Here is a 19924-nt window from a genome sequence, read left to right as displayed (position 1 = left end):
CAGGATGCAGCGATGAATAGCGTGCGATCGATCATTGGGGCCAGCGCCCTGCTTGCGTCCGGGACGATATGCGCCGTGGCGGACGAACCGGCGCCGTCGCGCCCGCCGATCGACAAATGCGTCTGGGAAAGGTTGTCTGACAAAAATATCGGGCTGGCCGCCTGGGTGCAGCGCTGCGACTTCGGCTTTCGCCAGATCCATTTCGAATTCACCGGCAACGCTCTTGCCGTCAAATACAGCGATGGCGGCGCGGCCGATCCTCTCGTTGAACTGTTCGACATCATATCAGGTGAAACCGCCGAGGCTGCCTTGCAGCGCCTGTTCCTGGAAAAGACCGACAAAGCGGTCAGTGCCCGCTGCGTGTTGACGCCTTACACGCAGGGCACGGAGCCTGCCGGCGTCAAACGCTACTCATTCAGCCCCGACGCCGCCTATGCGAAAGAGCTGAAAGCACTTGCCGATCCCAACGAGATTCCGGAGCCGCCCTGCGGCGTCTGGGGCGAAATGCCTGACGGCATCCAGTATTTCGAGGTGCCGGCGGGTGAGGGGCACAGGCTGCTGTTTGTGCGCATCGGCCAGGACGAGCCATTGTTTGACGAGCAGACGCTACGCGTCTTGCCGAGGGGGTGAGAAGCGCTTTCTTACCGAGTCAGGCGGATTCGGTCACGGCGCCGATCCGCCGGTAGACGAATGCTTCTTCTCTGGAAGGAGCTGTGGCAATGCGCTTGGCTTCGTCGATCAGCATCGCCATGCGAGCATGGATCGGCGATTTCGCGCAAGCCGGGTCCGTTGCAGCGGCATCGCCGGCGATCGCCATCGCCTGACAGCGGCAACCGCCCCAGTCGATCTCGCGCCGGTCACAACTGCGGCACGGCTCCTGCATCCAGTCCGTGCCGCGAAAGGCATTGAACGCCGGCGAATCGGCCCAGATCGAGGACAGCCTGCGTGGTTCGAAACGCTCGAAGCTGAGCGACGGTATCGTCTGTGCGGCATGGCAGGGCAGTACGGTGCCGTCAGGCGTCACCATGAAGGCGTCACGCGCCCAGCCGCCCATGCACGGTTTGGGATAGATCGCGAAATAGTCCGGCGTCACAAAATCGATGTTGATGATGCCGGCCAACCGCTCCTGTGCCTCCGCGACGATCTCCGCCTGCCGGTCGACCGCTTCACGCTCGGGCATCAGTTGATCGCGATTGGTCAACGCCCAGCCGGCATACTGCACATTGGCGATCTCGAGCCTCTCCGCGCCCAGCGCAAGGGCGAGATCGATGAATTCCGGCACTTCCTCGATGTTATGGCGATGGATCGGCGCGTTGATGGTAAGAGGCAAGCCGGCTGCGCGTGCGCGGCGTGCCGTCTCCAGCTTTTTTTCGTGGGCGCCCTTGTGGTTGCCGATGCGATCGGTGGTTGCCGGCCGCGCGCCCTGAAAGCTCAGTTGCAGATGGTCGAGACCGGCTTCTGCAAATGCCTCGATACGGCCCTCGACGATGCCGACGCCCGCGGTAATCAGATTGGTGTAGACGCCGCGCCCCGCAAGCCCGGCGATCAATTGCTCGAGGTCGCGGCGCAGTGTCGGCTCGCCACCGGACAGATGCACCTGCAGCACTCCGAGATCGGCGGCCTCCGAGAACAGGGCGAGCCAGGTCTCTGTGTCGAGTTCGCGATTGGCCTTCAGCAGTTCCAGCGGATTGGAGCAATAAGGACATTGCAGCGGGCAGCGATGCGTCAGTTCCGCCAGCATGCCGATTGGAGGGAGGAGGGGCGTGCTCATAGCCTCACCAGCAGCTTGTCCGACCATTCCTGCAGGAATGCGATGACGTCGGTCGCCACGGCCTCCTGTTCGGCCTCATAATCTGCGGCAAGGCCGGCAATGATGTCGCCGGCCGTGGACCGTCCATCGCAGCGGCGCAATATGTCGAGACTGATATCGTTCGGCCAGAATATCTTTTCCGGCGAAAGCACGGCGAATGCCTGCCGCACGGGATCGTACTGTATGCGCACGTGCTTCGGCAGCGAAGGGACCGATCGCAACGACACCACGGCTCTTTCGCGCAGCGCCATCATTGGGCTGCCTCGGGCTGGAAGGCGCCAGGCGGTATGTTGCCCTGCTCGCCATAAGCGTGTTGAAGCGCATCAAGCATGGCCCAGAGTATATCGCATTTGAACACCAGTGCATCGATTGCCTGCTGCTGGCGCTCCGCCGTATCGGCATGGCTGAGCACGTAGGCGAGGGCGAAGTCGGCGTCACGTGAGGCCTGTTCGGGCCGTTGCCTGAAATAGGACAGCGTATCCTCGGTGATGTAGTCGTATTTGGCCAGCATTGCCGGCACCCGCTCACCGATGATGAGTGGCGAGAACATCTCGGTCAGCGACGACGCGACCGCCTCGAACAGCGTCCGGTTTGTGCAAAAGGAAAGGTAAGCGCCCACCGCGAAGCGCGTCGCCGGCAGCGCCAGCCTTTCGCTCTTCACGGCCTCGGCGTCCAGGCCGAGCGAAGTTGCCAGATGCAGCCAGCGCGCGATGCCGCCGCTCCAGCCGTCCTCGCCGTCATGGTCTTCGATTCGTTTGCGCCAAGCGGCGCGAAACGCCGGATCCTCGGCATGCACGAGTATCATGGCATCCTTGCGCGGGATGACCGCCTGATAGCAATAGCGGTTCAGCGCCCAGGCCTTCATCTCGGCCTTCGACAATGCGCCGCTGGTCATCCTGTGGTGAAAGGGATGGCGATTGTGATAGCGCTCGGCGCCAACCTGCCTCAACACGGCTTCGAGAGCGCTCGTGGAGAGCCCGCCTTTGGCTGCATCGCGGAAGTCGCTCAAAATTCCATCTCCATACCGTCGCTTGCGATTTCCCAGCCTGCCGCCTTGACCGCCGCGTGCTCGGCGGAATTCTCGTCAAGGATGGGATTGGTGTTGTTTATGTGGACGAAGACGCGACGGCCGACCCTCACATCGGCCAAGCCTGCGATCGAACCCAGTTCTCCCGAGATCGCCAGATGCCCCATCCGCGCGCCGGTTTTCTGACCGACGCCGGCCACGATCATCTCGTCGTCGGTATAGACCGTGCCGTCGAACAAAAGACAGGCGGCATCGGTGAGACGCGCGCGTAAGCGCGCATCGATGCGCGCGCAGCCTGGGATATAGAAGACGGAGCCGCGGCTGCCGATACCGGCAATTCGGACTCCGATCGTGTCACCTGCGTCGGAGCTGAAATTGGCGTCCGGATGGTCTCTATCCTCCAGATAGAGTGCTATCTTCCCGGGTACTGGAAAGGGCTCGATCATCACGCCGGTCTCGCGGCCTTCTGCGTCGCAAATGGCCAATTCTTTCGCCGGCGGCAGGATGCGCCGCGGCACAAGCGCTGGATCGAGAACGTTGAAAATCGAATTCGCCTCCAGCGTCGCCAGAACCTGCGCCGTTGCATAGATGGCGAAAGGCTGCCGCTCGCGCAGGCTGAGCAGTCCGGCGATATGATCGACATCGGCATTGGTCAGCACCACCGCGCGAATAGGCGTCGAGCGCAGCGGCGCATCGCCCGCAGGCTGCAATTCAGGTGTTGCAGCGATTTGCTGGCGAATGTCGGGTGAGGCATTGAAAAGAACCCAACCCAGCCCATCCGCCGAGGCGGCGACACTTGACTGGGTTCGTGAATGCACGCTGGCCATGCCAGCGCGAACCGCACGACTCAGACGGTAGTTGCAGTTCCATTGCGGAAAGCCGCCGCCCGCCGCCGATCCGATGATCCTCAAATGCATGAAAATGCCCGCGCGCCGGCTTCTCTGACCTGCAGGCAATTTGCAGTCACAAAAAACGCCTCGCGCGCTTTGCGTGCGTCAAAATCTTTCACGAAAATCCCATGCGGCGAGGGGATGCGCGCCCCTGTCGCCAGGGACGCGCACCTCTGCGGCCTACTTCTTGGGAGTAATTTCAGCAGGCAGATACCGTGAAATTTCGAAGCCAGCGGCAACCTGACACATGGTCGGTTTTTTCCAGTTCTTCTTCATGACATTTCTCCTCTTATACCAGCCCGAAGGGACCGATCCTGTCGTTAGCCAACCATTGCAGGGCACCGACGCAATGGCTCGTCCATCAAGTCTCAAAATGGACAAATGAAACAATAGGTTCTGAAAAATTGAAAACAACTATCGAGAATAATTGCAGTCCTTACTTCAAATTGTTCATTGTGTAGGGTTTCTTCTCCTCCAGTGGAAGGTTTGCATCTTCCCACCCATCGGCGCCGAGCGGATACCAGATTACTGAACTGTAGCCCCACTCGACGGCCCGTTTCGCCGCATTCCACGACATCCAGCAATTCGTCATGCAGTAGAACAGAATCGCGCGCGACTTGTCCGTCCCGGCCTTGGCCGCGAGGCCTTGGCGAAAATAGCTGGCGGTCTCCTGCGAAATAGCGCCGTATCCCACATTGGCCAGCCATGTGCTGCCTGGAATGTCCTTTCTGACCTTGTCTCTCCATATCGTTCCTGCCGGCAAATTGGCCGGCTTGGGCGTGTCCGGCATCACGTCGAAGAAGATCGCCTTTTTCGCTCGCCACAGCACTTCCGCTTCCACCGTCGTCACCACCCTCGCGCCTTGCAGCGTCCGCGGCACAGGCGCCCGATAGTCGTCCATCCGGAAACCGCTGGGTTCGGCGACATCGCCAGCCCATGTCGGCACGGTCAGACCCAGAAGGCTCGCGGCGACCAGCAAGAAAATAATCTCCTTTCCATTCATTGGGTAATCAGGTTGTCGTGTTCGTCGATCAACGGCACGTTGTAGCTCAGCAGGATCCTGGTGATCTCCGCCTGGTTTTCCCTGATCACCCGGTTGAGCGTCCGCTTCCATTCCTGGTCGGACGGACGTACGCCCATGGTGATGCGGTAAGACATGCGCGAGCCGGTTTTTTCCTTCACCAGTGGAACGATCGTCACATCGGCTCCGAGTTCCTTGGCATAGTAACCTGCCATCGGTCCCCACAGCACCGCGGCATCGATGTTGTGTGCCAGCATGTCCTTGATCATGACCTCCCCCATGGATGGGGTGACGCGCGTATCCACCGCAAGCGGATAGATCTTGGCGGTCCGCAGAAGCTTGTTGGCGGCCATGTTGGCGGTTGGCGGCGTGCTTTCAACGACGCCGATCGTCTTGCCCGTGAGTCTGGGATCCTCGATCGTTTCCACGCCTTCCATATCTTTGCTTTTCGGATGCACCAGCACATAGGCGGAGCGATAGTAGGCGTTGGTGTTCTGCACCAGCTCATCGCCTTGGGCATAGCCCATGATGATGTCGCATCGGTTGGCCCCCAACGTATTGCGCACGAAGCCGGTGATCGTGGGAAACCAGGTGTAGGAGACGGACTTGCGCCCGGTTTTCGCGGCAACCAGCTCGGCCAGCTTGTTTTCGAAGCCTTCGCCGCTCTTGTCGGTGAAGGGCATATTCGAGGGATCGGCGCAGACGCGCAGAATGTCGGGGTCGACCAGTTCTCCCGCCGCGCCAAGGCCGGCGCTTTGCGCATGCGCATTCGACGGCAGCAAGGCGAGTGTGCCGAGGATCGGCAGAACGACGCGCAGCTTCAATGCATCGCGGCCAATCATGTCATCCACCCATGCAGGATGCTTCGGCATCCTTCGCCGCCTGGGCCTTGTCTTCGTGCTTGGGCGGCCGTCCGCGGGGCGCCGCGCCATCCGCGCGCGCGCGCAGATAGATGTAGAGGTCGTCCATGTAGCAATAGACATTCTTGTTGTCGCCAAAGGCAGGCATGACGTTTTCCTTGCCGCCGCCGACATTCTTGCGGCCTTCGGCGACGATCGAGAGGAACGTGCCGTAGTCCATATTTTTCAGGCTGTTGACCAAAGCCGGCGCATAGCTCGAACCTGTTGCGTCCTGTCCGTGGCAGACATGGCAATCGGAGTGATACCGGCGGTAGCCGCTGAACGTGTACCAATCGACGGTTCCGTTTTCGATCTTGTAGGTCGGATTTCCATCCGCATCCAAATACTTGCCGCCTTCTTCCTTTACCGCCTTGGCTTTTTCCATGCTGTCGTCGGCCCGGGCGACGCCTGAGCTTGCCAGAGGCAGCAAAGCCAGGACCAAAGCCGAAATTACAATGCGAACGGACATTCAAACGCTTCCTTCATTTGCCAATGGACACGGTTTTGCTGTCGCTACCGGCATTGATCGGTGTTTTTGGGTCGTAACCGAATCGAGAGCCCGGCCATGGCTTCCGGATGATCCGGGCTCTCGTTCTTCAAGCCTTTGGTCTCACAAGACCTGAGGCGTGCTCAAGGTTCCCAGCGCTTCAATCCGGGAGACCGAAGACGGTGAGCTGACCGCCCAGCGTCGTGTAGTCGGCAAGTGCCGCGTAGCCGCCGACGGCACCAAGACCAGCGGTGCCAACGACCGCGGCCTCGTCGCCTTGGGCACGGCCCTGATCGACGGCGCCATGCCACGCAGCGGCGTTGTCAGGCGAAAGCAGGCCGCCTGCCAGGCCGATACCTGCCCAGCCACCGACGCCGGACAGAACGGCGATGTACTGCTTGCCGCCCTGCTCGTAGGTCGTGATGTTGCCGATGATGCCGGACGGGGTCTTGAACTTGTAGAGTTCCTTGCCGTCCTTATCGACCGCCTTGATGTAGCCTTCGAGTGTACCGTAGAAGACGACGTCGCCATCTGTTGCCAGAGCGCCCGACCACACCGAGAACTGCTCGGGCTTCGACCAGACGATCTCGCCCTTGGCCGCATCCCAGGCAATGAAGTTGCCCATGTTGCCGTCGCCGCCAGGTGCGGGATACATCGACACGGTGGCGCCGACATAAGGCTGACCGGCGGTGTAGCTCACCTTGTAAGGCTCATAGTCCATGCAGACATGGTTGGTCGGGACATAGAACAGCCCGGTCTTCGGCGAATAGGCCGCCGGCTGCTGGTCCTTCGTTCCAAGTGCCGCCGGGCAGATGCCCGTCGAGTTGGTGTCTTCGCCGTTCTGCTGGGTCGAATATTTCGCCACGACCTGCGGGCGACCATATTGTTCGCTCTTGGGGTCCATGACGACTTCCGTCGCCCAGTTCACGGCCGGATCATATTTCTTGGCGACGAGAAGGTCGCCGGTGGCGCGATCCATGGTGTAGGCAAAACCATTGCGATCGAAATGCACCAGCACGTCGTGCTTGGCGCCGTTGACCTCCATGCCATCGACAAGGATCATCTCGTTGATGCCGTCATAGTCCCATTCGTCATGCGGGGTCATCTGGTAGAGCCATTTGGCAACACCCGTATCCGCATCGCGGGCCATGATCGTCATCGACCAGCGATTGTCGCCGGGGCGTTGGACCGGGTTCCACGTCGAGGGATTGCCGGTGCCATAGTAGACCAGGTTCAGCTTGGGATCATAGGAATACCATCCCCATGTCGTGCCGCCGCCGGTCTTCCACTGCTCGCCTTCCCAGGTGTTCGTGCCGGAGTCCTTGCCCACCGGCTTGCCGAGATGCGTGGTCTTTTCGGGATCGATCAGGGTGTCTGCGTCCGGACCTTCCGAATAGGCTTTCCAGGCGAGTTTGCCATCTTTCAGATTGTAGGCGGCCAGCCAGCCGCGAACGCCGAATTCGGCGCCGGATACGCCGATGAGCACCTTGTCTTTGACGACGACGGGGGCAGCCGTACCGGATTCGCCTTTGCCGCCATCGGTCTGGTCGCCGTTCTTGACCGACCAGACGACCTTGCCGGTCTTCGCATCGAGGGCGACGACCGTGGTGTCTGCCTGATTGAGAATGATCTTGCCGTCACCATAGGCAACGCCACGATTGACCGTATCGCAACACATGATCGGAATGACGTTGGGATCCTGCTTGGGTTCGTATTTCCAGAGAATCTTCCCGTCATTCTTGAGATCGAGCGCAAAGACATTGTTCGGGAAAGGCGTGTGGACATACATCACATCGCCGATGATAAGCGGTCCACCCTCGTGGCCTCGTAGCACGCCGGTGGAAAAGGTCCACTTGACCTGCAGGTTCTTCACATTGTCCGCAGTGATCTGGTTGAGTTTGGAATAGCGGGTGTTGGCGTAGTCACCCGTCTGCATTGCCCAGTTCTTCGAATCCGAAGCCAGCTTTGCAAGGTCCTCGTTAGCCGACGCCGTAAAGGCCGCGCCGAGCGACAGAAACGCCGCAGTGGTTAGAATATAGGTAGCTTTCGTAAGTACACGCATCCGAATTCCTCCCGAGGTTCATAGTGATGAATCATTTGCTGAGCCCACAAGGGCTTGCCCAAGCGATTCACGGGGGGGGAAATATTTCCGGCAGCGTGTCACGACCTAAGCCAGATGTGCAGAGGGCACCGTTACTGCCCACCTCACCTTGGCCTACGAAAGACTGTCGCCGCTCCCTAATGACGGTGACGCCCTTGAAGCCGGAAACAGGGTGAGGCTATGTCATCGCAAAACGCTAGGCAAGCAAAAAAGCCGGGATGTTTTATTGCACCGCAATATCGTAAATGATGCGGTGCAATACAAGGAGATAAGCAGGACAGTATTTGTTAGCTGAAGTATTCCTGATCGCGAAATAACGATGGCCCGCATAAAGTTTGATTATTTTTTGAGTTTTGCATTTCACCTAAGTATGGTTTTTATTTGGAGGTATTCACTTCGATGTCTCGGCCTGGCCATGTACGCGCCTCATTGGGAATCGATAGTGAGCCAAGCATGAGATGATCGTTGGAGTTGGGGCGTGGAGCGGGCCATGGGGCCGCCATGCGGAACCACCGTCGATCAGCACCGCATTCCTCCTTTGGTCGTATACGGAAGCCATGGGCGCTTGACTGACTCTGCGGCACGTTGCCAACTGCCACGGTGATCCCGATTGGGCGCATCGCGCCCAGGCTAACCGGAGGTTTTCCCGTGATCAGATATGTTGGATTTTCGACTTTGCCGCTGCTCCTTGCCGCGCCGCTGGCCTTCGCAAACCCGGCGGGCGCCGCGGGAGATTACCCGACAGCAACGATTGCCGATTACGTGCTTGGCTGCATGCAGACGAACGGCCAGACCCGTCAGGCGCTGGAAAGCTGTTCCTGCTCGATCGACGTCATCGCCTCGATCCTTCCCTACGACCACTATGAGAGGGCCGAGACTTTCAAGAGCATGTCTTTGACCACAGGGGAAAACGCGGGGCTGTTTCGCGAAAGCGCACCGGCGAAGGCAGCCCGTACCGAATTGAAGCGCGCGCAGTCGGAAGCCGACGTGCGCTGCTTTTAGTGCATGTCGCCCAAAAGTGACCTCGGTTTTGGGAGAACGACATGCATAAAAACAAAGACCTAAAGCGGGTCGTCTGAATCCGTTCAGGCGCGACACGCTTTAGAGCCTGCTCAATCCGCAAGCCGGATGGAGTTCCATCCTTTGTCTGGTCAGTATCTTCCCGAAACAGGCTCCATTTTCGGGATCGAGCTGGCAAGCGCCCGGCAGTCCGGCGCAAGATATCGAGACTTCAGAGTCCCGCTGTCTCCAGCGGCCACTGATTGCGAAATGTTTTGCCATCCGTATCGATCGCTTCAACCTGGATTTCGCCGTTGCCGTGCACGGTGAAATCGAATCGGAAATTGGGGTCTTCCGAAATCGATATTCCACCTTCCATGGAGAGGATCGGCTGGCCGGCTTGGGAGATCGACAGTTTCTGGACAAAATGCGCCGGTATGAAATACTGGGTCAGCGGATCCCGCTGCAGCCCCGAATTGTTAGGGTGCCGGATCATCAACTGCAGTTCCTCGGTCTTGGTCATCGTCTCTTTGGGCGGGAACTGGCGCAGCTTCATCTGACCCATCGTCGCGTTGGCCTCGTCCTGGTTCTTGACCGCAGGGGCGGAGCATCCGCCTGACGCCTTGACGAAGGTCTGCGCCATATGGAGTTGGCCGCCCTGCGTCTCAGCGATCGCACGCAGATAGGAATAGTCGTTGACGCGCACGCGCGTCGACAGATGCGTCACGCCGGCATCCTTGCCGAGCTGGAACGTTGCCGCCACCGGTGCAGGGTTGGCGTCGATGATCAGGGTAACGGATTTGATGCCGTCCGGCGCCTTGGCTGGATCGAGATAGATGTCGACGGGCACGATGGCGGCATCCTGCGCCCGCTTCGGCGCTTCGATCCTGACGACGCCGGTATCGACCAGAATTGCCCGATCGCCGAACACGTCGCCCTTCAAGTCATGCCAGATCCTGTCCGAGGACGCGGTTGTTTGCTGTGCGTTGGCGGCTCCCGAGGAGCCGAGCAACGTGCCGATGGTCAAGATGATCGCGGCGAAAACGGATGCGAGCGGCAAGGCGAGCTGCCGGCTCGAGTAAGCATGATTTTGCATTTCGATGCCTCCACCAATGCAAGAGAGGTGGTGCCCAGGCTGGCGTTGAGGATAAGCCTTTGGCGACGCTTTGGCAAATCGCCGTCCCTTACAGCTGCCTGGCGCATGTCGGTGTCGTCTATTCCCATTCGAGTTCGGCAAATGCGGCCGTTGCGTTGCGCTCGTTGTAATCGTCGAACAGGTGCCACTTATCCCGTTCGCTTTCGCCTGCGGTTTTTACTGCTTCGCGCAGCGGCGTTCCGTCGGCGATCGCCTTGCGGATGTCGCGCGCCAGAATCTCGAAATAGCGTCGTTCCCCCGCCAGCGCCTGTGGCCAGTCGGCCGTTACAGGACCGTGACCTGGAACGACGCGCGCGGCGTCGATCACGGCGAGCGCATCCATCTGGCGGAGCCATCCAAGCAGTGATCCGTCAAGCGTCGGCAAGGAGCCCATGAACACGAGATCGCCGGCAAAGAGCGTTCCGGTCGCGGTATCGAATACGGTCAGGTCGTTGTCGGTGTGCGCCGCCTTCCATGCCCGCAGTTCGATCATGCGCCCGCCGAGGTCGAGTTGTAGGTGATCGTCGACCAGCATGGTCGGCGACACGATCTCGACCCCCTCCATAAGCGCCTCGCCAAGCTGTTCGCGATAGTTGTGCAGATAGAACGCGCCACGCGCGTCGAGGGCGCGCGGCAGATTGCGATGACCGACGATCGTCGCGCCGATCTCCCGGAATGCCGCATTGCCGAAGATGTGGTCGGGGTGCATGTGGGTGTTGATCAGGAAGCGAACCGGCTTTGCTGTTACCTTTCCGATCGCGGCGAGAAAGGCGTGCGCCTCGATCAGGCTGCCACCGCTGTCGATGACGGCAACCGCGTCGGTGCCGACGACGGCGCCCAGATTGCAGATCGCACCGTCATTGGCGGCGGTCATCAATTCATCCGCCCCCTGGAAGGCGAAGACGCCGTCGGCGATTTGCCTGACCGAGAACCGAGAACTGCCGCCTGCGGCCAGAACGGCTCGTCCGAGGCAGCATGGCAGCAAGGCGGCGCTGGCGGCGGTACAGGCGAAGCCATTCACAAGCCTGCGTCTTAGCCGATCGATCGACATGAAGGTCTCCGATATGCATCTCGCCTGCAGGCGATCAGGTGACGTCCGGAAATCTATGATGGAACGACCGCAGAAGATCGCTCATCACCTGCGAATTGCGATGTTGCCGTGGCAACCGTACGTCGAACACGCCGAGCACATGGGTTGGCCGCGGCGCGAGCACGATGATGCGGTCCGACAGCATTAGTGCCTCGCGTAGATTGTGCGTCACCATCAAGGCGGTCGTTGGCCGTGCCGACCACACGGTCAAAAGCAGATGCCGAAGCCGCTCGGCGGTCTGTTCGTCGAGCGAGACAAAGGGTTCGTCCAGGAAAAGCACCGCCGGCTCGGTGGCGAAAGCCCTGGCAAGTGCTGCCCTGCGCGCAAGGCCGAGCGACAGTTCGGCAGGATAGAGCGAGCGCATGCCGGCGAGGCCGAGCGTGTCGAACAGCCCGTCGAGATTTTTCGCTCTCAAGCTTTTCGGCAACGCCAGCCTGACATTCTGCTCCACCGTTCGCCACGGCAGCAGGGTCGGTTCCTGGAAAACGGCGGCGATGCGGTTCGAACCTCCTTGCGGCAACTGGAAGGAGCCGGAAAAGTCTTTGTCCAAGCCAAGCAGGATACGCAGCGTCGTGGTTTTGCCGCAGCCCGACGGTCCCAGCAAGCAGGCGAATTCGCCTTGCCGGACCTCGAAGGAAAGGTCCTGAAGCGCCGTGATCGAGACGCCTCGCGCGGACCTGAAGGTCTTTTCGGCAATGTCGACCTTAAGCGGGACGACGGCGCCAACGGGTTGCATGTCGTTCAACGGGCTGCACCAGGAGAAGTTCAATGAAAAGCATCACCGCCACGAAAGCCAGCGTGTAGGCAAGAATGGCGGCGACGTCGAAGAGCTGGAAATAGAGATGGATCTGGAAGCCGACACCGTTCGAGCGGCCGAGCAGTTCGACGACCAGGACGATCTTCCAGATAAGGGAGATGCCGGATCGCGACGCGGCGGCAAGATAGGGCTGCAATTGCGGCAGCAGGATATGGCGGATTCGATCAAGGCGGCCGAAGCGATAGACGGTGGCCATTTCGGCGTAACTTGGATCAAGCGTCCTGGCGCCTTCACGCATCGTCACCACGACATTCGGGATCTTGTTCACCGCCACCGCGCCGATCGCCGCCGCCTCGTTGAGGCCGAACCAGATGTAGCCGAGGACGATGACCACCAGCGCCGGAATGTTGAGGAACAGGATCACCCACGGGTTGAAAAAACGGTCGACGCGACGATAGCTGCCGAGCAAAACGCCGATGACGGATCCGATGATCATTGCGACGATATATGCCGCGGCGACCCGGCCGAGGGTCACGCCGAGATGGTAAAAGAGGTCGCCGTTCGCAGCCTCCCTGAGAAGCACCTGCCAGACCTGCGCAGGTCCTGGAAAGGCACGGCTTGGCCAGACGCTTGCCGCAAGGTTCCACAGCAGACAAAGCGCGAGCAGGGAAACCGCTACGGTCAGCGCGGGCACCAGTGCCGTCGCCAGGCTGCGTCGGCCGGACATGCTCGGCGGGGCGTCACGCGTGCCGTCGGTTCCCAATGCGGTCATTTCCGGGGTTCCTGCCAGAACGTGCCGGGCGCCATTTTCGGCGCGCTGCCGACAAGCTTCGCGCCGCCGACCGACGCAAGCACATGGTATAGCCTGCCGGCGTCGGCCGCTTCCTCGGCGACCGACCGTCTGGGAATGCCCTGGCGGTAGCGATCGCGCAGTTTTTCCAGTTCCTTGCCTTGCGCGCGAATGATCGGCGCCAGGCGCAGCCATTCGTCATCGGATCTGGCCAGCAAGTCCTTGGCTTGCGCGGACGCCCTCACGAAACCCCTGACGGCATCGGGGTTCTCGCTCGCCCATTGGTCATGGAAGACGTAACCGAGCGCCGACACGGGTCCCAGAGCCCCAAGCGCTTTTGCCGCGTCATTCACGCCGATCAATCGACGGAAGCCATTGGCCTCGAGACGGGCGCAAAAATGCCAGAAATTCAGCACCGCATCGAGTTCGCCCTGTATCGCCTTTTCCGAAATCAGCGGCGGCGCGCCAAAGACGATGTCGCTGGTTGCCGACAGGTCGACGCCGAGATCGCGCCTGCTCAGCGCTTGTATAAGCAGCCAACTCTTGTCGAGCGGGCCGCCGGCGACGCCGATCTTCTTGTCCTTGAGATCGGCGACCGTCCGGATCGGCGAACCTTCCTTCACCATGATCGCCCCCACGGCGGTCGAATAGGGGGTCAATGTGAGGTCGCCGCCTTCGGAGCGCTGGCGCGAGACCCACAGCCAGTCGGAGACGATCATGTCGATCGCGCCAGCCAGCATCGCGACGTTGGTTGCATCCTCGCCGGCGAAGTCGATGATCTCCAGATCGATCCCGTTGGCGGCATCGAATTTGTGCTGCCGTAGCGTATCGAGTTCCCAACTCACGGTTCCAAACTTCAGCACACCAAGGCGAATCCTGGCTGCCGCAACGGCCGGCCTGGTAGCAAGAACAGCGGCTGTCCCGAGAACCGCCAGACGCAGCGTCATGCGCCGTGAAACCATCATGACACCTCCTCCCCAGGGTTCCGCGCTGCCAAATCAGATGGCTCGTTCCTTGCTCGGAAATGCGCATTTCCAGCGCATGACCTTGAGGGTCGGGTGTTCTTGAGACCATTTCGCGATTTCGCTGGGGGCAAGGATCATGCACTGGAACAGAGTGCCGCGGCTCTCGAAATAGAGATGTTCGTCTCGGCAATTGCTCGGATTGGCGCTGAGGCAAACCGTCAATATGAGATCGACCATGTCCATTCAGCACCTCTTGCGCGTTCCCAGACGCCCATCTCGGCGAGTCCAGCCCAACCAGGAGCCAGGACAAACCGCCACTTGCCGGATTTCTCAAGGTGCCAATGGAGAAACCGGAATGAGGTCAAGCTACGCGCTCGCCCGATAGCCGTCAACAAAGACGAATGGACAGGTCTCTTGAGCTCGCAGGCCCCTAAACCTTTGTACGATTGACTTTCACAACATGCCAATTAGCTTCCGAGTCACGCGGCGCGGCTCCACGGGAGAAGCGGAATTTCCACTCCACCGCGTAAGGCGCATACCGACGGATCAAAGGATCGGCATGCGCAAATCGTCCAGGGCACCCAGACGATCAATGAGGAAATACCATGCGCGCAATCGCATTTTTCGCAGTCATGTCCGTTGTGCCCTTCATCGCGAGCCAATCCCAGGCACAGGATGCGGCGGCTGGTGAGAAGGTCTTCGCCAAATGCAAGGTCTGCCATACCGCCGACCAGGACAAGAACAAGGTCGGCCCGTCGTTGAACGGCGTCATAGGCCGAACGGCTGGGACACACCCGGGGTTCAGCTATTCTCAGGCGATGGTCGCGGCTGGCAAATCCGGCGTCAAATGGGATGAGCCCTCGCTGAAGACCTATCTTCACGATCCCAAGGCCATGGTCAAAGGAACGAAGATGGCGTTTGTCGGCCTCAAGCAGGACGAAGACATCGCCAATGTCATTGCCTATCTGAAGCAATTCTCGAAATAGAGCGCAGCCGGCCGTTCGAATTTGCGTTCGGCCGGCGGACGCCTTGATCACGCATCGGCTTGCAGCTTCTGCATGGCCGAAGGCAGATCGAAAAGGCTGTCGCAAACAAGGTCGGCGCCAAGCTCTTCCACCGGAATGTGGCTGTAGCCGCCGCGCAACAGAATGACGGGCATGCCGGCGGCGCGTGCGGCACCCAGGTCAGCACCGCTGTCTCCGACCAGCAGCGCGTCACCGGGGCCGACCCCAAGCTGTGCCAGCGCCAGCAGCAGGGCATCGGGCGCCGGTTTCAGGTATGTCACCGCGTCTCCGCCAACGATCGCACCGAAATATTCCGTCAATCCGAAATGAAGCAGGATTTCGCGGGTCGCCAACTGCGGTTTGTTGGTTGCCACCCCCATGCTTACTCCGCCCAAATGAAAGTGGGTGAGAGCCTCCCTGACTCCAGGCATCAGCCTTGTCAGGCCGGTCAGATGCCGGCGGTAGATAGGCGCCATGACGCGGTTTGCCTCATCGAGAGCGTTGCCGAGCAGTGGCGCTCCCGACGCCGCGAAGGCTCGCTCGATCAATTTCCTGACGCCGCCGCCGATCATGGCCGTGACCTGATCCAGGCGCAGCGGCGGCAGACCGCGACTGGCCAGCAGTTCGTTGACGGCGGCCGCTATGTCCGGTGCCGAGTCGACCAACGTGCCGTCGAGATCGAACAGGATCGCCTTCGGCGATCGAAGCGGCCTACCTGCACCGACGTTCATGCGGCATCCTTCCACTTGATCGAGCAGCCGATCGAGGCGATTTGGTCCAGCGGCCCGTCGCCGGTTCGGGCAACCTGCTTCATCGCCTCGAACAGATCGCGTCTCAGCCCGGGCGCTCCGGCTTCTCGTCGCGAGGCGTCCAGCCGACCGCGATATTGCAGTCCCAACTCGCTGTTGAACCCGAAGAAATCGGGAGTGCACACGGCTGCGTAATCGCGCGCCACAGTTTGGCGGTGGTCGTGCAGGTAAGGGAAGCTGAAGCCGTTCGTCGTGGCGAAGAGATTCATTTGGTCGAAGGAATCCTCCGGGTAGGTGTCGGCATCGTTTGAGTTGATCGCGACAAAGCCGATACCTTCGGCCTTGAGGTCGTTGGCATCGCGCACGATACGTGAAATCACCGCCTTCACATAAGGGCAGTGATTGCAGATGAAGGCCACGACCAGGCCGTTCGGGCCGGCCTGGCTGAAGATCGATTGCGACCTGCCGTCGACGCCAGACAAAACGGCATCGATGGCGCGCCAGCCGAAATCGCAGACAGGGGGGACGGCCGCCATGCTTGCCTCCGATGGAATGGTTTACGCGGCTTTCCGGATCGCACCGTCGGCCGTCTGTCGGATGGCTCCAATGTTGGCGCGATAGGCCGCCTCGGTGCCGCCCTTGAACACGGCCGACCCGGCGACCAGCACATTGGCGCCGGCCGCGGCGACCAGCGGGGCGGTTTCGGCCGTGACGCCGCCATCGATTTCGATGTCAATCGGGCGGTGGCCAACCAGTGCCTTGATTCGCCTGATCTTCTCGATGACCGCGGAAATGAAGGCCTGGCCGCCAAAGCCTGGATTGACCGTCATCAGAAGCACCAGATCGAGCCTGTCGAGCACATACTCTATGACGCTCTCCGGCGTCGAAGGATTCAGCGATACGCCGGCCTTCTTGCCGAGATTTTTGATCGCCTGCAGGGAACGATCGAGATGCGGCCCGGCCTCTGCATGCACCGTGATGATGTCGCAGCCGGCGTCGGCGAAGGCAGCCAGATAGGCGTCGGCCGGCGCGATCATCAGATGGCAGTCGAAGATTTTGTCCGTTCGGTCGCGGATCGCCTTGATCACCGGCGGACCGAAGGTGATGTTGGGCACGAAGTGGCCGTCCATCACGTCGAGATGGATCCAGTCGGCACCAGCCCGCACGACAGCTTCGACCTCGTCGCCGAGCCGCGAGAAATCCGCGGAAAGCACGGAGGGTGCGATGATTGTCCTGGTGACCATGGTCGTCGTCTCCAATCCTGTCTGCGGTGTTGGTCTCTGCGCCAGCCGGTTTCATCCCGTCAGCGCATCTTCGTCTCCGGTTCGCCTTCGAGTTTCCCTTCGGCGAACACGCGGCTGCCGCGAATGTCGGATTCCTCGATGGTGATAAGATCGGCCTTGGTCAACACCCGGCTGCGCGATGCGAAAAGCCGGTTGGCCTGCCGCAGCCGCGCCCGGTCGAGCCCATTGCGGACCGAACGCGCGTTGGAGAAATGCGGCAGCCTCATGCGGATCGGAAGATACTCTTCGAGCGCCTGGGATGCCGCCTCGCTGAGGCGATAATTCTGCTCCGCGAGCATGATCTCGGCGATCGATTTCAGTTCGCTGACGCCATAGTCGGGAAAATCGAGGTGGTGGGCGATGCGCGAACGCATGCCGGGATTGCTGTCGAAGAAGCGGTCCATCTTGTTTTTGTAGCCGGCAAGGATCACAACCAGATCGTCACGGTTGTTCTCCATGCACTGCAGCAGGATTTCGATCGATTCCTGGCCGTAGTCGCGTTCGTTCTCGGGCTTGTAGAGATAGTAGGCCTCGTCGATGAAAAGCACGCCGCCCATGGCACGCTTGATCACCTCGCGGGTCTTGGGCGCGGTGTGGCCCACATACTGGCCGACGAGATCGTCGCGCGTCACGGCGACCATGTGGCCTTCGCGGACATAGCCGAGACGATGCAGGATTTCGGCCATCCTCAGCGCCACGGTGGTCTTTCCGGTGCCGGGATTTCCCGTAAAGTTCATGTGCAGCGTCGGGGCGCCCGAGGTCAGTCCGAACTTGCGGCGAAGCCGGTCGACCAGGAGGAGAGCGGCGATCTCGCGGATGCGGGTCTTGACCGGCTTCAGGCCGACGAGCTCACGGTCGAGCTTGTCCATCACCTCATCGATGTTGGACGCCTCGAACTCGGCCTGCAGATCAACCGTCGCGTCCTGTGCGGCAGCGTCCCTGGTCATCGCGTTCAGCATGGTTCAGCTAGCTCCGCTCGCCCTCGGGCCTGTCGGTCGCATAAGGCACGATCGAATAACCCTGGCTGCGGCCGTCGCGCTCCTGGCGCAGCAGCCGGAACCCGGGTTCGCTGGGCGGCCGGTTGACAATGAACGACATGCGCGGCGCTTCCCAGCCCTTGGTCGAATCGAAAGCGGTTACCCGCACATACATGTTCGGACAGGCTTTCCGGCAAGCGTTGACCTCGAGCAGTATGCCCGCCGGATCTTTCAAGTCGAACATCGGGTTGCCGTACATTTCCCAATAGGTGTTTCGCGGATGCGGATCGTCCGTGTACTCGACGCTGACCGCCCAATGGTTCTTCAGCGCGTATTTGATCTGCGCCGAAATCTGTTCGTCGGTCAGGTCGGGCAGGAACGAGAACTGTCCCTGCGTGACCTTGTTTCCCGGATTGGTCATCATGACGATGGTTCCTTTCGTCTAGAAGCTGGGCGTTGCGGTTGGCACGAAGTCGGCCGTGTCGGTCGATTCGTAGTTGAAGGTGACGTCCTTCCAGGTCTCCAGGGCAGCCTTCAGCGGCGTGCACCATCTGGCCGCCTGTTCGAGGATCTTGGTCCCTTCGCGCAAATAGTCGCGCCCCTCGTTGCGGGCCAGGATCATCGCTTCCAAGGCGACGCGATTGGCCGTCGCGCCTGCCTGGATGCCGTCCGGATGGCCGATTGTGCCGCCGCCGAACTGCAGGATGACGTCCTCGCCGAGATAGTGGATCAACTGGTGCATCTGGCCAGCATGGATGCCGCCCGAGGCGACGGGCATCACCTTGTTGAGCGAGGCCCATTCCTGATCGAAGAACAGCCCGGTTTCGAGGTTCTGCGGCGTGCGCTCCTCGCGCAGCGTGTCATAAAATCCCTTGATCATGAGCGGGTCGCCTTCCAGCTTGCCGACCACCGTGCCGGCATGGATGTGGTCGACGCCGGCCATGCGCATCCATTTGCAGATGACGCGGAAATTCATGCCGTGGTTCTTCTGGCGCGAATAGGTCGAGTTGCCGGCACGGTGCAGGTGCAGGATCATGTCGTTGCGGCGTGCCCACTTGGCCATCGACTGGATCGCCGTGTAGCCGATGACGAGGTCGATCATGACGATGCAGGAACCAAGCTGCTTGGCGAATTCGGCCCGCTCGTACATCTCCTCCATCGTGCCGGCGGTGACGTTGAGATAATGGCCCTTGACCTCGCCGGTGGCGGCCGACGCCTTGTTCACGGCCTCCATGCAGTAGAGGAAGCGGTCGCGCCAATGCATGAAGGGCTGCGAGTTGATATTCTCGTCGTCCTTGACGAAGTCGAGACCGCCCTTCAGCGCTTCATAAACGACGCGGCCGTAATTGCGTCCCGATAGGCCGAGCTTCGGCTTCGTCGTCGCGCCGAGCAGCGGCCGGCCGAACTTGTCGAGCCGCTCACGCTCCACCACGATACCGGTCGCCGGCCCCTGGAAGGTTTTGAGGTACGCCACCGGGATACGCATGTCTTCCAGCCGCAGCGCCTTGACTGCCTTGAAGCCGAACACATTGCCGATGATCGATGCGGTCAAATTGGCGATCGAGCCCGGCTCGAACAGGTCGAGGTCGTAGGCGATGTAGGCGAAGTACTGTTGCTCGGTCTTGGTTCCGGGACCGGTGTTCGGCACCGGCTCGGATCTGAACGCCTTGGCGCGATAGAGCTCGCAAGCCGTCAGCCGGTCGGTCCACACCACGGTCCACGTCGCGGTGGAGGATTCGCCGGCGATGGCGGCCGCCGCCTCCTCGTGGTCGACACCGGGTTGCGGCGTGATCCGGAACATGGCGATCAGATCGGTTTCCTTGGGCCTGTAGTCAGGTTCCCAGTAGCCCATCTTCTTGTAGGGGATGACCCCTGACTTGTAGCGTTCCTTGCCTTCTTTGAGCGTCCCCGCTGGCAGTATGTCGATCTTGTTCATGACA

Annotated in this window: 23 protein-coding genes; 3 read left to right on the top strand and 20 right to left on the bottom strand. The window is 60.7% G+C overall.

Features of this window, described 5'->3' with window-relative positions; all coding sequences use genetic code 11:
* Positions 1–132 precede the first annotated feature (132 nt).
* Positions 133–630: a hypothetical protein gene (locus MESCI2_RS0112740; RefSeq protein ID WP_245270315.1), complete on the top strand. Its 498-nt coding sequence runs from the start codon at positions 133–135 to the stop codon at positions 628–630.
* 19 nt (positions 631–649) lie between these two features.
* Here the strand turns inward: MESCI2_RS0112740 and pqqE are convergent, their stop codons facing one another.
* The 8 genes from pqqE to MESCI2_RS0112695 all read right to left on the bottom strand — a co-directional run bounded on the left by pqqE (position 650) and on the right by MESCI2_RS0112695 (position 8196).
* Positions 650–1771 carry a pyrroloquinoline quinone biosynthesis protein PqqE gene (gene pqqE, locus MESCI2_RS0112735; RefSeq protein ID WP_027036938.1) on the bottom strand — a complete coding sequence of 374 codons (1122 nt, stop codon included), beginning with the start codon at positions 1769–1771 and terminating at the stop codon, positions 650–652.
* Positions 1768–2064 (bottom strand): pyrroloquinoline quinone biosynthesis peptide chaperone PqqD, encoded by a 297-nt coding sequence (gene pqqD, locus MESCI2_RS0112730; protein WP_027036937.1) that lies wholly within the window; start codon positions 2062–2064, stop codon positions 1768–1770. Before pqqD ends, pqqE begins: the two co-directional genes overlap by 4 nt.
* Positions 2061–2819, bottom strand: a complete 759-nt coding sequence (gene pqqC, locus MESCI2_RS0112725) for a pyrroloquinoline-quinone synthase PqqC (RefSeq protein WP_027036936.1) — start codon at positions 2817–2819, stop codon at positions 2061–2063. Before pqqC ends, pqqD begins: the two co-directional genes overlap by 4 nt.
* Complete coding sequence (gene pqqB / locus MESCI2_RS0112720) at positions 2816–3754, bottom strand: pyrroloquinoline quinone biosynthesis protein PqqB (protein WP_027036935.1); 939 nt, start codon at positions 3752–3754, stop codon at positions 2816–2818. The genes pqqC and pqqB overlap by 4 nt, the downstream gene beginning before the upstream one ends.
* A gap of 409 nt (positions 3755–4163) precedes the next feature.
* Positions 4164–4730, bottom strand: a complete 567-nt coding sequence (locus MESCI2_RS0112710; protein WP_027036934.1) for a PQQ-dependent catabolism-associated CXXCW motif protein — start codon at positions 4728–4730, stop codon at positions 4164–4166.
* Positions 4727–5620 (bottom strand): quinoprotein dehydrogenase-associated putative ABC transporter substrate-binding protein, encoded by an 894-nt coding sequence (locus MESCI2_RS0112705; RefSeq protein WP_027036933.1) that lies wholly within the window; start codon positions 5618–5620, stop codon positions 4727–4729. The genes MESCI2_RS0112710 and MESCI2_RS0112705 overlap by 4 nt, the downstream gene beginning before the upstream one ends.
* Complete coding sequence (locus MESCI2_RS0112700) at positions 5592–6116, bottom strand: c-type cytochrome, methanol metabolism-related (RefSeq protein WP_050596548.1); 525 nt, start codon at positions 6114–6116, stop codon at positions 5592–5594. Before MESCI2_RS0112700 ends, MESCI2_RS0112705 begins: the two co-directional genes overlap by 29 nt.
* Positions 6117–6294: 178 nt before the next feature.
* Entirely contained in the window at positions 6295–8196 is a 1902-nt protein-coding gene (locus tag MESCI2_RS0112695) for a methanol/ethanol family PQQ-dependent dehydrogenase (RefSeq protein ID WP_027036931.1), read from the bottom strand.
* 687 nt (positions 8197–8883) lie between these two features.
* Here MESCI2_RS0112695 and MESCI2_RS0112690 point away from each other — a divergent pair.
* Complete coding sequence (locus MESCI2_RS0112690) at positions 8884–9237, top strand: hypothetical protein (RefSeq protein WP_023810388.1); 354 nt, start codon at positions 8884–8886, stop codon at positions 9235–9237.
* 229 nt (positions 9238–9466) lie between these two features.
* Here MESCI2_RS0112690 and MESCI2_RS0112685 read toward each other — a convergent pair whose 3' ends face one another.
* From MESCI2_RS0112685 to MESCI2_RS0112660, 6 genes are all read right to left on the bottom strand, one after another.
* Complete coding sequence (locus MESCI2_RS0112685) at positions 9467–10330, bottom strand: quinoprotein dehydrogenase-associated SoxYZ-like carrier (RefSeq protein ID WP_032900693.1); 864 nt, start codon at positions 10328–10330, stop codon at positions 9467–9469.
* Between the two features lie 118 nt (positions 10331–10448).
* Positions 10449–11420, bottom strand: coding sequence for a quinoprotein relay system zinc metallohydrolase 2 (locus tag MESCI2_RS0112680; RefSeq protein WP_027036929.1), 972 nt, complete (start codon positions 11418–11420; stop codon positions 10449–10451).
* A gap of 34 nt (positions 11421–11454) precedes the next feature.
* Positions 11455–12195 (bottom strand): ABC transporter ATP-binding protein, encoded by a 741-nt coding sequence (locus MESCI2_RS0112675; RefSeq protein WP_032900692.1) that lies wholly within the window; start codon positions 12193–12195, stop codon positions 11455–11457.
* Positions 12164–12988 (bottom strand): ABC transporter permease, encoded by an 825-nt coding sequence (locus MESCI2_RS0112670; RefSeq protein WP_027036927.1) that lies wholly within the window; start codon positions 12986–12988, stop codon positions 12164–12166. Before MESCI2_RS0112670 ends, MESCI2_RS0112675 begins: the two co-directional genes overlap by 32 nt.
* A complete protein-coding gene (locus tag MESCI2_RS0112665) occupies positions 12985–13971 on the bottom strand; it encodes an ABC transporter substrate-binding protein (protein WP_027036926.1) in 987 nt (328 codons plus the stop codon). The genes MESCI2_RS0112670 and MESCI2_RS0112665 overlap by 4 nt, the downstream gene beginning before the upstream one ends.
* 33 nt (positions 13972–14004) lie before the next feature.
* On the bottom strand, positions 14005–14214 hold the full coding sequence (locus MESCI2_RS0112660) for a hypothetical protein (protein ID WP_027036925.1): 210 nt from the start codon (positions 14212–14214) through the stop codon (positions 14005–14007).
* 362 nt (positions 14215–14576) lie between these two features.
* On the opposite strand from MESCI2_RS0112660, the gene MESCI2_RS0112655 reads away from it, so the two are divergent.
* Positions 14577–14957 carry a c-type cytochrome gene (locus MESCI2_RS0112655; RefSeq protein WP_027036924.1) on the top strand — a complete coding sequence of 127 codons (381 nt, stop codon included), beginning with the start codon at positions 14577–14579 and terminating at the stop codon, positions 14955–14957.
* 47 nt (positions 14958–15004) lie between these two features.
* On the opposite strand, the gene gph is transcribed toward MESCI2_RS0112655, so the two are convergent.
* The 6 genes from gph to MESCI2_RS0112625 are packed head-to-tail and all read right to left on the bottom strand — an operon-like array spanning position 15005 to position 19920.
* On the bottom strand, positions 15005–15706 hold the full coding sequence (gene gph, locus MESCI2_RS0112650) for a phosphoglycolate phosphatase (protein WP_027036923.1): 702 nt from the start codon (positions 15704–15706) through the stop codon (positions 15005–15007).
* Positions 15703–16260: a thioredoxin family protein gene (locus tag MESCI2_RS0112645; protein ID WP_027036922.1), complete on the bottom strand. Its 558-nt coding sequence runs from the start codon at positions 16258–16260 to the stop codon at positions 15703–15705. Before MESCI2_RS0112645 ends, gph begins: the two co-directional genes overlap by 4 nt.
* A 21-nt stretch (positions 16261–16281) precedes the next feature.
* Complete coding sequence (gene rpe / locus MESCI2_RS0112640) at positions 16282–16968, bottom strand: ribulose-phosphate 3-epimerase (RefSeq protein ID WP_027036921.1); 687 nt, start codon at positions 16966–16968, stop codon at positions 16282–16284.
* 59 nt (positions 16969–17027) lie between these two features.
* Complete coding sequence (gene cbbX, locus MESCI2_RS0112635; protein WP_027036920.1) at positions 17028–17966, bottom strand: CbbX protein; 939 nt, start codon at positions 17964–17966, stop codon at positions 17028–17030.
* Between the two features lie 7 nt (positions 17967–17973).
* Complete coding sequence (locus tag MESCI2_RS0112630; protein WP_013532057.1) at positions 17974–18408, bottom strand: ribulose bisphosphate carboxylase small subunit; 435 nt, start codon at positions 18406–18408, stop codon at positions 17974–17976.
* Positions 18409–18426: 18 nt separating this feature from the next.
* Positions 18427–19920, bottom strand: coding sequence for a ribulose-bisphosphate carboxylase large subunit (locus tag MESCI2_RS0112625; protein WP_013532056.1), 1494 nt, complete (start codon positions 19918–19920; stop codon positions 18427–18429).
* Between the last annotated feature and the right edge of the window lie 4 nt (positions 19921–19924).

The sequence above is a fragment of the Mesorhizobium ciceri WSM4083 genome, from assembly GCF_000519305.1.
Taxonomy (GTDB): domain Bacteria; phylum Pseudomonadota; class Alphaproteobacteria; order Rhizobiales; family Rhizobiaceae; genus Mesorhizobium; species Mesorhizobium ciceri_B.
Note: the sequence above shows the minus strand (reverse complement) of the source record. Positions and strands in the feature narration are given on the sequence as shown.